We start from the raw sequence: 12,807 nt of genomic DNA on the forward strand, positions 1-12,807 counted from the left end.
ACCACGTCACCATCGTTGCGGTGAAGCGGCAGGACCGGGAATGGGACTACACCACCACCGAGACCGTGCTACACGAGGACGACGAGATCATCGTGGCAGGGGCGACCGCGGCCGCCGAACGCTTCGCCGCACTCCTCTGACTCGGTCTCACCCTGGGAAGCACCAGGAGTGTCCCGATGGAGGGCGGAGTGGGCGGTGCGCCCAAGCGTAGTTTCGCCATCCCCATTGGGGAACCTCGACTGGGACGGTCTGCCAACGGCTCCATGCGCGGCAGGCCAATTGACACTTCACGGGACATCCTGCGGGTCGAAAAGCACAGAGGTGGGATCCTGGTCCCGGTTTACTTGCCCCGCGTCGGAGCGATCTTTTGGGCGAAGTCGTTCAGCGCCGCCGCCACGGCGTCTGGATTGCTCAAGGTGGCGTAGTGACCCCCTGGAATTTCCACCGGCTCGATTCCAAGCCGCTGGTGTACCTGGCGTTTCATGAATGACGAGGGAAAGAACTGGTCATCGCGTCACAATATTGCCCCGGTGGGGACGGCTGGATGCCGCTGGCCAGGCCAGGGCCGGGCCATCCATTCACTTTGCTGGTCGCGGCCCTTGTTGCGCGCCTGGTGTATCAATTCTTCAGGGACGCCGTTGAAAAACGACGCCTGGGTGTCCGGAACTATCGTCTCGCGATCATGACCCGTGTTGGTCCACCAGTCAGCGAATGTCTCGCCCGGTAGTGGGATCATTCCTGCGAGATACATGAGCCCGTCCGCTTGGAGCTCGTCGCAGACCAAGGGCGCGGTGAAGCCTCCCAGCGAGTGGCCGACCACGATCGTGTGCCGGGCGTCGCCCACCGCTGCAGCTACTACACGAACGTAGTCCTCAAGCCCGGCATTCTCGTCTTCGATGGGCAAATCGACAGCGATGACGTCATGCCCCGATGCCTCAAGCAGTGGTCTGACAAGATGCCAGTCCCATGCGGTGGAACCGCCACCATGAATCAGTACGAAAACCGCCAAAATGCCAACCCAGATCAAAGATTTACGCGAAAAACCCACCGCAGCCAACGGTACATCCAGCTCGCGTCGTCGCGTGGAAGTGCCTGGCCCCCGGAAACGCTGCCCGCTGAGAACCAGCAGAACACCTAGGCGAAGGCAGGGATGCACCAAGCCGATGTCTGCGCGACGGATAGGCAACCGCTCCGGGCGGTCAAGCGCGCGATCTTCAAGTACCCGGATGAGGAACGGCACCTCGACCGTTCAACCCATCCCGCGACATTCAACACCAAGATATTGACGCCGCTTCCCGGTGTGTGCCGGAGTCGCGGCCCGCGGAAAGGTCGGTGTCCGGCACCGACCTGCGCACGGCCAGGACCGTGACGTCGTCCGGGTTGCTGGTGCCGGAGGCCAGCTCGTGGACGGCGTCCACGATGTCCTGGGCCGAGCCGGCCCTGCAGGCCATCTCACCGATCCGGGCGACAGCGGCCAGCGTGCCGTCGTAGAGGTCCAGCACCCCGTCGCTGATGCTCACGATCATGTCGCCCGGGGCCAGCGTGATTTCCCGGGACGTCCAGGTGGCGTCGGGCATCAGCCCGACGGGCATCTCGCCCGAGGTCAACCGCTCCCAGGTGCCGGCGGCGCGGACCAGCAGGCTCAGGCCGTGTCCGGCGTCGGAGAAGACGACCCTGCCGTCCTCCGCGCGCAGCCTGGCATGGAAGAGCGTGGCGAACGCCGCCGCCTGGCTCAGTTCGGTGGCCAGGCAGTCGGAGGTCAGCATCAGGGCCTTTGCCGGATCCTCGCTGTTGCGGGCGCTGCGGATGACGGCGCGGGTGGTCGCGGCAATCATGCCCGCCCCGGCCCCCTTGCCCATGACGTCCCCGAGGGTGAAGCCCAGCCCTCCGTCGATCTCGTACCAGTCGAAGAAGTCCCCGCCGACGGCCTTGGAGGGGATGCAGGCCCCGGCGGTTTCATAGCCGGCCAGCAGGGCTGATTCCTTGGGCAGCAGGAACTTCTGGATCTGGGCAGCCCGGCTCAGTTCCTCCGCGGCCGCAGCGGCCTCTGCCCGGGCGCTTCCCAGGTGCTGGCGGGCCCGCGCGGCCAGCTCGTTGATCACGGCAGCGCTGATGGCGAAGACCGTGGCGTTGAAGAGGCCGCGAGCCAGCTCGTTGGGATTGTTTTCGCTTTGGGCCCCGAGGAAGAAGGGCACCATGACCGCCAGGATGGTCCCGAGGACCGCGTAGACCACGTAGCGGTGCCCGGCCCTCGCGGCGAACCAGAGCACGGGCAACAGCAGGATGGCGGCAAAAATGGAGTGCGATTCCCCGGTGCCGTGGCGCAGCAGGCCGGCGGCGAGGAAGTCCAGGGCGGGCACGATGGTGGCGAAGCGCAACAGGTCCTGGCGGCCGAAGATGGCGGCAAGCACCGTCGCCACGGCAACCAGCGCCAGCCCCATGACGAGGGACGGGACATTGCTGAAGGGCACGGTCGGGAGCAACCCGGCCATGAGCGCTGCGGTGAGGAACAACGCCACGAACGGCATTTGCTTGCGCAGAGGCGACAGCTCATCAAGCCCCGCCAAAAGGCGCGCGGGTCCGGGTGTCATGGAAATTCCCTTCTTATGAGTGCGGTGTCGAATCCCGGGAAAGGACCCAGGTGTTGGTGCCGTCTTGCCGGGCGAAGGTGACGGTGGTGACCAGGGCCCGGATCAGGGCCAGGCCGCGCCCGGACTCCGCCTCCGGTCCCGGCATTCCGTTGACCTCGGTATCCAGTTGGGGGTCGATGGCGCCGAAGGCGCTGATCTCGGCCCGCAGGCTGCGGGTCCTGACGCTGATGTCCACGCCCAGGTCCACGGGCGTCGGGTACTCCGGCAGGGCGTGAAGGACGACGTTCGAGGCGGCCCAGCGCCGGGCAATGTAGTTCACGCCCAGGATCAGGGTGAGCACCACCATCGGCCTCGTCCAGAACCGTTCCATACCCAGCCTTCCAGCCGCTCCATCCGTCCGTGCGTGCCGGCGACCATGCCGGGAAGCGCCGGGCCTGTGAATCAAACCGAACATATCACGGTTGACCAGCTGGAAGACGCCAAAAGCACAGGTAGCGGAGACACAGACGAATAGCAAAGCCTCTCGGGAATGCGTCGCTTGCATGGCCAACTTCGCCAGCGCCCTTTCAATCGCTTCCTCGATGGGCACTGCTGTGCTGCGCTTCGGAAGCACTGACGCGGACGGGGTGGCCAGACGTCGATCACCATGTATGAACCGTCAGCAGCTTTCACGAAGTCTTTGAAACCGTGGAATCCAGGTGTTCCGTCCTGTCGGAGTGGTTATGAAGCCAAGCCAATAACAGTGGGGTCCCGGTCGAGGCAGATCAGACGGTCACGACTCGTATCCGACGTGGCGGGAATTGGTCGCGCGCCACAGCAAGCCGGTGAAATTATTCTGGCTCATGAATAAGGACATGACGCAAACAGGTGCGCAATTACGAAAAGTAAACGGCCAAGTCTCCGTCAACGGCCGCACCGTCTGTCCGAGACGTATTCGTGCGAAGCCACGTGGCACATGTTGTGACCGGGCGCCGAAGTCCTCTGCACTGCGACTCGTGAGTCCGTCAGAGGAACCTCCACTGGGACATTTTTCGACAGGCACTTTATCGTTGGCGGTGGGATTGCACTGGGCATCGCTGGTATCCGAGAGTTTTAAGAATTCTCGGATTCACATGAAAGTCTGGTTCCGTTAGAGGGTCGATCACTAGGACAGTCTGAATCAGCACACTGCGGCGCGAGAGCGGTTGAGTACCTGCGGGCGCATGAACTGTGGCTTGAAGCGCTAAATGTTGCAACCGTAGATGCCGCGGGCCGCAGTCGCGTGTGTGTCCTGGCAAACGAGCCGGCCGTCCATGGCGGCCCCGGATCTCAGGTTCGCGGGCGGGTGCCATGGCCCAGGAATGCCACGCACACCACGGCGATGGCAGCGATGAGGAACGCGAGGGTCCCTAGGCCGGCGGCAAGGCTCACGCTCGAGGCGATGACGCCGACGATCAGCGGTCCACCCGCATCGCCGGCCTCCCGTCCGAGTTCCGCCGAACCCATGGTGCGTCCGATCCGTTCCGGCGGGGTCGTGGCGGCGAGGTGGGCGAAGCCCAGGGGCGTGGTGATGCCGATGCCGCAGCCAATGACGACCGCTGAAACGTAGAGCGTGAAGGGCGTCGGAACCAGGGCCAGGGTGGCAACGCCGACAACGACCAAGGCCAGTCCCCAGCCGATGCCGGAGCGCGACGAGATCTGTCCGCGGTCCCGCAACCTGCCGGCCAGCGGCTGCGTGAGGGATGAAGACAAGGCCAGGATGGCCACCACTGCCATGCTGGCGCCCACCGGCATCCGGAGCTCGGTGCCCAGAAGAGGCAAGAATCCGACGGCCACCCCGAGTGCGCTGGTGGCCGCGGCAAGCGCCAGGGTGGGGACGAGGAATGAGCGTTCGGTGCTTTGCCGGACCAGGTCCGCGACCGTGTAGCGCGGGCGGGGCAGCACCGGAAGGTCGGGCATGGCGATCCAGGTCCACACAGCGGCTGCGGCCGCGACGATGGCCATCGCCAGGAAGAGGGCGGGGAATCCGCCGACCCAGATGAGCGCGGCACCCAGCAGCGGTCCCAGCACGTAGCCCATGCTCTTCCACGACCCGTACTTTCCGAAGTAGCTGCCGACGGCTGGTCCGGCGAGCCGGGCCACGGCTGCCGAAGACGCGGGAGAGAACGCCGAGGCCGCCGCCCCTTGGCCCAGCCGGGCGAGCCCCAAGATGAGCGGTGTGGTGCCCAGCGTTCCGACCAGCGAGGCGAGGGTGAAAGCTGCCAGGCCGGCAACGATCACGGGCTTTGCCCCGATCCTGTCGCTGAGGGAACCGAAGATGGGCTTGAGGATGACCTCGGCGACGTCGTAGAGGGCCAGGAGAATGCCGAAGGTGAGCAGACCGAGTCCGATGCCGCCGCTCTCGGCGCCCAGGCCGGCCGCGATGCTGTGGGCCCCGAACGCGGTGGTGAATCCGGCGGCATACAGCGGGGCCAGCGCCCACCGGGCGGGCCCTGCTACGCCGGCCGGCGCCGTCAGCGTGGGTGCGCTTTTGGGTTTTGCTGGACGGTTCATGCTGTTTCTCCTAGCGGTCCCCGGGGCGTATCGGGTTGTTCGGCATCCTCGTGGGGCAGGGTCCCGTGAACCGCTTGGTAGACCTGTTCGGCGTAGTCCTCCAAGATTGTGGTGCAGGTGCGCAAGCGGTCGTGGGCGGTTTTTGCTTCCGGTAGTTCCAGGACGTCGCGTTTTTTCAGGTCCCGGTACCAGCGGCGCAGTCGGTCGAGGCTTTGCTCCTCTTCCTCGAGCTCCGCGAAGGTGAATTTCTGCTTCCGGATTTCCTTGGCGATCTCCTGCTCGAATTTGCCGCAATCGGCCAGGAACTCGGCCCATTCATCGAGACGTGCCGCCTTGAAGGCGTCCCGGATCAGTGCCGCCGAGGCTTCATCGCGGGGGGAAGCGTCGATAACGGCGAAGCTGCCGCCGCCCTTGCGGCACAGTTCCCCGGCCCGGTCCAGGTCGGCTTGGAATGCCGGTCCGGTCGGCAGCGCCCACACCCCGGAGGATATGGTGACGGCCCCGGCCTTGCGCAGCTGCCGCCAGACCGCCACCCGGTGACGGGAGGGTTCGGAAGGAATCTGCGGGAATAGAAGTACCCACTGGATATTTTCTGTCACAATTAGGAGTGTAACAGCAGTTACATCTATGAGGGTGGCGCATCGAATCAATGAAGCTTCAAACTTGCGGGTCGGAACGACAACCTGGATTTCGGTGCGGAACGGAAAGGGTCGGATGCATGCCGATCCGGCGCCGGCGACGAGGGTGTCGGGCCAGTCTTTGGCCCAACCGAAAAATGACCTGGCCTGGCCAAATCAAGCGCACCCAGGTCACTTTTCGGCGTCTCGTGTTGACAGCACCTACCACGTGAGAACGCTAGGTCGGCCCTGGACGATGCCGTGTCGTAGCCCGACCCGCACCACGCCCGACTGACCCGACGCCAGTCGTCCGATCGCGCTCGGCATCACCCGTGGGCCAGCCGCTGTTTTTGGCAGGTCATTGACCTGGCTGTCGAATTTTCCGGTTCTCCCCCGGATAAGGCCGACTGCACCGGGCGGATCGTGGCTTACCAGTCACTTCCGCGCTCTCGCTTGGTTGTGGTGTTAGAGATGGGCCGAAGGCAACGGCCACGCCAAATAGAAGAGTGAGGATGACGTGGACGAAACCGTCTTGATCCCGGGAAAGGCTCGGGGCGGAACAAAACAGCCCCGAGCCTCTCACATGTCACTCGCTGGTCAGCTCGACGTCCGTGAACTCGACGGTTGCGCCCTTGGCCAGGGCGGGCGTCTCGGATTCCTCGCCGTGGCGGTTGAATGCCGGGACGCCAAGGGTGGCGCGCAGGGTGTAGGTACCGTCATCGGGCACCGTGAAGTTGTTGGCGTAGTGGTAGAAGGTGGAGTAGTAGAAGTTCAGTGCCATCTCCTGCACGACCTTGTTGTTCCCGTCGAGAACCTCAAGGGTGATGGGCACGTTGGGGACGATCCGGCCGGTGGCCGTCTCGGTCGGGATGATTTCGATGTGGTGGGTCTCGCCGGACTTCGGGGCGCGGAAATGGGAGGCATGCTCGTCGAACCATGGTTCGGCGGCCTCGGTGATCAGGTTGACGGTCCAGTCTCCGGAGGTGACGGTCTTGCCCTTCTCGGCGACCTCGTTGGCGAGCACCTCGTACTGTTCGGTGACGCCGGCCGGAACGGTGAACCCTTTCTCGCTGGCGGCGACCTGGGCCCCGCATCCGGCGAGTGAAGCGAGGGCAAGCGGTGCGGCCACAATGGCCAGGGTTTTACGAAGCATCTTAGATCCTTAGTTGGTGTTGGTGTTGGTGGCCACCCTGCGGTGCTTTAGGTGGCCTATGAGTTGATTGCGAATGAGGTTGGAGATCAGGGGCGCCGCAGTCACGACTCGAAACGGGCCAGCGGCGGTTACCGGTTCCACGGCTGATCACCGCGTTGTGCGCGTCTCATTGCGACGGGATGTGTCTGATCCCAGGGGAACGAGTCCTGGCGCTGCAAATCCAGAAAATTTGCCGTGCGCTGCATGCCCCCAAATGGCGCCCAGGCGATCGAGCTCGGACGTGTCTCCGGTGGGGGTCTAGCCGAGAACTCCGGTGCGATTGGACGTTGGCAGCCGACCGGTGTCGCCTGTCGAATTCGTGGACCGCTAAAGCCGGGCTGCGCCCCTCGCATCGTCTGGGATCTGCACCGTTGAGGAGCACTGCGCCCCAGGGCCTTCCGGAGAATCGTTGCCCGCTTCATGAGGGGCCGGCTGGCGAAGCGGTCCTGGACGAGTAGTTCGTCCCGGTGGGCCGCACCGCACATCAGGAGCCCGACCAGCGCCGAAGCGTGCTGTTAAGCATGCCGATGAGTGCTGCCGACCACCAGCATGTCTGGGAGATTGCCAGGGCGATCATCAGCCGCATCCGAAGCCATCGGCCAACGGCACCGAACCGCGTGTCCGGCGGCAGGGCAAGGACCCGGCGCATGACCGGCGCGATCCAGAGGCCATTGAGCATGAGAACCAACACGCAAGCAAGTTTCACACGCGTGGGCGTGCTGCTCAGGTCCGGATGGATGAGGGCGCCAGAGGCCAAGAGCAGCGCCAGTCCACCCCAAATCAGGGGCTTGGCTGCCGCTTCAAGGCGACCTGGTTCGTGGATCGCGCGCTTTCCCAAGAGCCACAGGAAGCCGATCCAGTCAATCACCAGAATGGTCCCAAAGGAAAAGACCAGTGCCAGGATATGCACGGCCAGCCCGATCCGGTGCAACATCGGTCCGAAGTCACAATAGTGGCCCGCAAGTATCGCTGCTGCCCAGCCGACCGCACAAACGCCACTGAGCAGAAGGGGCCGGATCAAGTCATCGCGAAGCCCCTCACGGCCCGTGGCAACGGCGACGGACATCTGTGCCGCAGGCACCGAAGAGCGTCCATGGGGGGACGCTTCTCCCATGTCGCTGGCAGGTGTTTCGGCAACGGATGCACCGACGACCACAGGGACCACGGATTGGACGTTGTTCACTGATTTATCCTTTGGAAGTTTGCGAGTTGAATGGATCAGCGCAACTCACGGTGGCGCCGTCTAGGTGCACTGCTGTTCGGTCTCCAAATCGCGACAATGCGGCGGCGAACGAGACCGCAGCGAGTTCCGGCTGAAGAGCCATCGACCGAGACGCTATTAGGCGTGGCTAACCTAATACAAATGGATTAGTTCCCACGGGCATCGCCTTATCCAAGGAGCACCGCATTCGCGCTGCAAGAAAATTGGCACCGACCCGCCCAGACGCCCGTCAGCTTCAACAGACCACCAGCAACTCAAAGATTCAACCATTCGCACAGATCAGGTGCGGTTTCCGGGAGATTATCTGGATCCGACCATCCCTCACAGCCCCGCCCCCAGGTGTTCATCCATCCGATTCCCGACAAGGGCAGCCGCCCTCGAGATCCTCCACAAGATGACGAACCGTGACCGGAATATGACCGCAAAAGACCTGCTTCCCAGAAGTTCGGGGCCCACAGGAATCTACCGAATCCCTTGCAGGCAACGTCTGGAGCCGCGGCACGGTGGACAAGCCCGACCAAAAGAGTATCGTCGAAGAAGTCGGGACTCCGCTGGACATCAACAGTGGCTCTCCGGCCTATGCCGCGCTCCATGGAAACCGGGAGCAAGGCATTCGCGCCGGCAAACCACGGACGCTTGATGCGATGCGGGTCCCGGCCCCTGTCCCTCCGCCTAATTCCCTTCATGAAACGCCGAGCGCTGCCCCGGAGAAGGCCAGGCCTGCGACCATGGCCACCTGCAAGGTCGTGCCGTTCCTGCTGATTCCTGGGGCCAGCGGAGTGCAGAAAGCACTCCATCGCTTGGCGGGGTCTCGACGCCGTCAGGGCCAGTTCAGGAAGGCAATGTCAAGGTCCTCGCGGGCCGGAAGCGCCGCGGCGGCGGCGTAGCCCGCCAACGGGGCTTGCAACTCGCACACCGAACCGCCGGCCGCGGGCCCACCGGACCGCGCCTTGAACAGCGCCTCCTGTTGGACCCATTCTGCGGCGGTCGCCGGGTCATTCAGGTCGGCGATCCGCTGCACGTCCACTCCGATCGGTCCCTTCGTGCTGAGCGCCACGACGATGAGCACCCCGGAGTGCGACACGGACACCCACGGCGCGGCCATCCGCGGGTTCACGATGCGGGGCGCGCCGTGAGGTGCGCCACATTCGCTGCAGGTTCGGTCGACGGAGACGTCGGCCGGGGCGATGCCGGCATGGGAGGCGACGGCTACGCGGAGCAGTGCTGCCCCCACCAGGAATCGTCCGCCGTCAGCAGGCCTTTCAAACGACTCCAGCCGGGAGCGTTCGGTGGGGTCAAGCATGTCCAAGAGCCCGAGCCCGGCCGCAGTGAGCGAGGACCACCATACCTCCGCCATAAATTGCCTCATGGTTCTCTTGTCTACCTGCCTTAGGCTAACCTTAGCGTTCGTGACGCAAACACCCGTGCAAGACCACATAGCCCCGGCCGCTGGCAACGATTCACTGTTGGACCGTGCCTTCGGCTCCCCCCGGGCGGCACTGCCTGCGTTGCTGACCGCGGCCGGAGAAGCCATATCGTACGGTGAGCTGCGCGCGGCCGTGGACCGGCTCGTCCTCCATCTCCCGGACGCCGCGACCGGGAAGCGCCTGGTGCACCTGCCGTTGCGCTCCGAAGTGCACAGTGTCGCCGCCTACCTCGCGACGCTCGAGGCCGGCCACGTCGCGCTCGTGACCTCGGACGAGCCCCGGGCGGCGGCGATGCTCGAGCGTTACCGGCCAGATGTGACCGCGACCGGCGACCCGGAGCACCCGTTCGAGTTCGGCTCCCGCGGCCCGCGCCACGTGCTGCACCCCGACCTGGCGCTGCTGCTGAGCACCTCCGGGAGCACCGGATCTCCCAAGCTCGTCAGGCTCTCCCATCGAAACCTCGCCGCCAATGCCGCCGCCATCGCCAAGGCACTGCGCCTTTCCGAAGCCGACCGGGCAATCACCAGCCTCCCCCTGCACTACTGCTTCGGACTCTCAGTCCTCCACTCGCACCTGGTCGCCGGCGCGTCCGTCGTCTTGCACGAGGACTCGGTCCTCGACGGGTCCCTCTGGGACGCCATCGACGGCCTCGGCGTCACCAATCTGGCCGTCGTGCCCCACATGGTCGAGCTCATGGAATCCACCGGCATACTCGAGTTGAACCACCCCTCGCTGCGACTGATAGCCCAGGCCGGTGGCCGCATGCACCCGGACCGTGTCCGGCGCACCGCCGACCTCGGCCGCGCGCAGGGGTGGGGACTGTCGGTGATGTACGGGCAGACGGAAGCCACCGCCCGGATCTGCGTCCTCGATCCGGCCCTGGCCGCAGAGAACCCCGACGCCGTGGGCAACCCCGTCTCCGGAACCTCCCTGCATTTGGACACGACCGTGCCCGAGGCGGTCGACGGAGCCGGCGAAGTCGTCGTGCGCGGTCCCGGCGTCATGATGGGATACGCCGAACACCCCGACGACTTGGCGCTTGGCCCGATGCTGACCGAGCTGCGCACCGGGGACCTCGGGCGCATCGGCCCCGACGGGCTGCTGAGGATTGTCGGGCGGCGCTCCGGATTCGTCAAAATCATGGGTGTGCGCATTGACGTGGCCGCCGTCGAGCATGCCCTGGATGCGGCAGGTCACACGGCGTGCGTGGGCGGGGACGGAACCCGGCTGCTGGTCGCCGTCGAGCCCCGGACTGGAGGAGCCCCCGATGCCACCGCGGCCGAAGCCCGACGGATCGCCGGGCAGGCCTCGGGACTGGGCGCCGCAGCTGTCGCCGTCGCGGTCGCCGAGCTGCCGCGCCTGGCCAACGGGAAGCTGGACCGGCCCGGCTGCACGGCGCTGGTGCTCGCCGGCGCCGCCGGGGATGCCGCCGCGGCAGCGTCCCCTGCCGGGGCCAAGAGCGCGGCCGCCGAGGTCGCGAAGGTTGTCTCGGAGGTGTTGGGCACCGACTCCGTCGACCTTGGCCGCAGCTTCGTCCAGCACGGCGGGGATTCGCTCAGCCACGTCCAAGCCTCCCTCCGTCTCGAGGGCATCGTAGGGCCGCTGCCCCGCGGTTGGCACCATCGCACCCTGTCCGAGTTGGCGGACCTGGCCGCACACCGGCGCACCGCGCCCTCCGCTGCGGGATCCGCCGCCGGTCTTGCCGGAACGCGCGGCCGCCAGCCCCGGGCCTGGCGCACCGTCGAGACCTCCGTCGTCCTGCGCGCGCTGGCCGTCGTGGCCATCTGCGGCTCCCACGCGGACCTGTTCGACGTCATGGGTGGGGCACACCTGCTGCTGGCCATTGCCGGCTACAACACCGTCCGCTTCGGACTCTCCGCGCCCGGTGTGGCCGACCGGTGGCGGGCCACAGCACGGATCCTGATCGGCGTGGCCGTCCCGACGATGCTCATCGCGCTGTTCGCCATGCTCACGACCGGACGCTACGGATGGTCCAACATCCTGCTCAGCCACTGGCTGGTCGGCGACACCACCGAAGGATCCACGCGCAACGAGTACTGGTTCATCGACGCCCTCGTCGCCAGCCTCCTGGTGCTCACCGCGGTGATCTCCGTTCCGGCCCTCGCCCGGGCGTGGAAGGCCGACCCCTGGGGCGTGGCCGCCTGTTTCACCGCCGTGGCCCTGGTGCCCCGATTCGCTGTCCTGGCGCTGACGGAGGACTCGATGGCGCAATCGATCATGCCGACGACCCTGTGGCTGGTGGGCGTGGGCGCGGCCGCGGCCCATGCCGACACCCGCCGGCGCCGCTGGCTGACCCTGGCCCTGGGCGTAATCGGCGGCGCAACGTTCTTTGCCGACCAGCCCCTGCGCAATGCCGTCGTCGTTGCCGGCCTCGCCGCCCTGATCCTGGTTCCACGGATGCGGGTACCCGCGTTCCTGCTGCCCCTGCTGGGCCTGCTGGCCGCCGCCTCCCTGTACATTTACCTGGTCCAGTTCCTGGTGCTCTCCGCCTTCGAGAACGACGTTGTCGAGACGGTGGCCGCACTGGGGGTCGGATGCCTGCTCTGGCGCCTGGCCGACCGCCCCATGCGGCGCCTGCAGGACCTGGTCCCCGCACCCAACCGATGGAATGAAAGAACGCCATGATCCCCAAACACCGTCCCTTGCTCGCCATTGCATTCGCACTGCCGCTGGCCTTGGCCGCCTGCTCCGGCGGCCAGGCCGGCGAGGAGGCCTACGCGCCGCAGCCCGACACGCTGCAGATCTACTCCGCCCAGCACATCGAGGTCACCAAGGCCGTTGCCGCGGAGTTCACCCAGGAGACCGGCATCCCGACCCAGGTCCGCGACGGCCAGGACTCCTCCATGGGCCACATGATCGTGAAAGAGGGCAACTCCTCTCCGGCCGACGTGTTCCTCACCGAGAACTCCCCGGCCATGACCCTCGTCGAACGCGAGGGGCTTCTCGCGCCGGTGGAGGGAACCGCCCTGGACCAGGTCCGTGACGGCCTCGCTCCGTCGTCCCGGCTCTGGGCGCCGATCGCGGCCCGGTCCACCGTGCTGGTCTACAACAAGGACCTCATCAGCGAACAGGACCTGCCGTCCTCGATGATGGAGCTCGCCGACCCGAAGTGGTCGGGCAAGTGGGGGGGCGCCCCCCCCCGCGGCGCCGTCCACGCCCACCCCCCCGGCCAGCGAGCCGCCCCCCGCGCGGCCGCCCCCCCCCC

At 66.0% G+C, this 12,807-nt stretch carries 10 protein-coding genes; 2 read left to right on the plus strand and 8 right to left on the minus strand.

Annotated elements, in window-relative coordinates; translation table 11 throughout:
* Positions 1-514: 514 nt before the first annotated feature.
* The 8 genes from ACLQ7E_RS00005 to ACLQ7E_RS00040 form a co-directional block, all read right to left on the minus strand.
* On the minus strand, positions 515-1,240 hold the full coding sequence (locus ACLQ7E_RS00005) for an alpha/beta fold hydrolase (RefSeq protein WP_411730461.1): 726 nt from the start codon (positions 1,238-1,240) through the stop codon (positions 515-517).
* Positions 1,241-1,268: 28 nt separating this feature from the next.
* The gene (locus ACLQ7E_RS00010; RefSeq protein WP_411730462.1) at positions 1,269-2,591 is read right to left on the minus strand and encodes a PP2C family protein-serine/threonine phosphatase; all 1,323 of its coding nucleotides are present in this window, start codon (positions 2,589-2,591) and stop codon (positions 1,269-1,271) included.
* Positions 2,592-2,604: 13 nt separating this feature from the next.
* Positions 2,605-2,961 carry an ATP-binding protein gene (locus ACLQ7E_RS00015; protein WP_411730463.1) on the minus strand — a complete coding sequence of 119 codons (357 nt, stop codon included), beginning with the start codon at positions 2,959-2,961 and terminating at the stop codon, positions 2,605-2,607.
* A gap of 938 nt (positions 2,962-3,899) precedes the next feature.
* Positions 3,900-5,123, minus strand: a complete 1,224-nt coding sequence (locus ACLQ7E_RS00020) for an MFS transporter (protein WP_411730464.1) — start codon at positions 5,121-5,123, stop codon at positions 3,900-3,902.
* The gene (locus ACLQ7E_RS00025; protein ID WP_411730465.1) at positions 5,120-5,722 is read right to left on the minus strand and encodes a Chromate resistance protein ChrB; all 603 of its coding nucleotides are present in this window, start codon (positions 5,720-5,722) and stop codon (positions 5,120-5,122) included. Before ACLQ7E_RS00025 ends, ACLQ7E_RS00020 begins: the two co-directional genes overlap by 4 nt.
* 604 nt (positions 5,723-6,326) lie before the next feature.
* A complete protein-coding gene (locus ACLQ7E_RS00030; RefSeq protein ID WP_411730466.1) occupies positions 6,327-6,893 on the minus strand; it encodes a hypothetical protein in 567 nt (188 codons plus the stop codon).
* Positions 6,894-7,416: 523 nt separating this feature from the next.
* Positions 7,417-8,115, minus strand: a complete 699-nt coding sequence (locus ACLQ7E_RS00035) for a hypothetical protein (RefSeq protein WP_411730467.1) — start codon at positions 8,113-8,115, stop codon at positions 7,417-7,419.
* 859 nt (positions 8,116-8,974) lie between these two features.
* Positions 8,975-9,523: a 4'-phosphopantetheinyl transferase family protein gene (locus tag ACLQ7E_RS00040; protein WP_411730469.1), complete on the minus strand. Its 549-nt coding sequence runs from the start codon at positions 9,521-9,523 to the stop codon at positions 8,975-8,977.
* Positions 9,524-9,563: 40 nt separating this feature from the next.
* On the opposite strand from ACLQ7E_RS00040, the gene ACLQ7E_RS00045 reads away from it, so the two are divergent.
* Both ACLQ7E_RS00045 and ACLQ7E_RS00050 read left to right on the plus strand, forming a co-directional pair.
* The gene (locus ACLQ7E_RS00045; RefSeq protein WP_411730470.1) at positions 9,564-12,227 is read left to right on the plus strand and encodes an AMP-binding protein; all 2,664 of its coding nucleotides are present in this window, start codon (positions 9,564-9,566) and stop codon (positions 12,225-12,227) included.
* A partial coding sequence (locus ACLQ7E_RS00050; protein WP_411730471.1) for an extracellular solute-binding protein occupies positions 12,224-12,807 on the plus strand: 584 nt, incomplete at its 3' end. The genes ACLQ7E_RS00045 and ACLQ7E_RS00050, both read left to right, overlap by 4 nt.

This window comes from Paeniglutamicibacter sp. (assembly GCF_046714615.1).
GTDB lineage: Bacteria > Actinomycetota > Actinomycetes > Actinomycetales > Micrococcaceae > Paeniglutamicibacter.

Coding starts and splice junctions, on each gene's coding strand:
- ACLQ7E_RS00010 (WP_411730462.1), bottom strand. CDS start 2,591: ATGACACCCGGACCCGCGCGCCTTTTGGCGGGGCTTGATGAGCTGTCG.
- ACLQ7E_RS00015 (WP_411730463.1), bottom strand. CDS start 2,961: ATGGAACGGTTCTGGACGAGGCCGATGGTGGTGCTCACCCTGATCCTG.
- ACLQ7E_RS00020 (WP_411730464.1), bottom strand. CDS start 5,123: ATGAACCGTCCAGCAAAACCCAAAAGCGCACCCACGCTGACGGCGCCG.
- ACLQ7E_RS00030 (WP_411730466.1), bottom strand. CDS start 6,893: ATGCTTCGTAAAACCCTGGCCATTGTGGCCGCACCGCTTGCCCTCGCT.
- ACLQ7E_RS00040 (WP_411730469.1), bottom strand. CDS start 9,523: ATGAGGCAATTTATGGCGGAGGTATGGTGGTCCTCGCTCACTGCGGCC.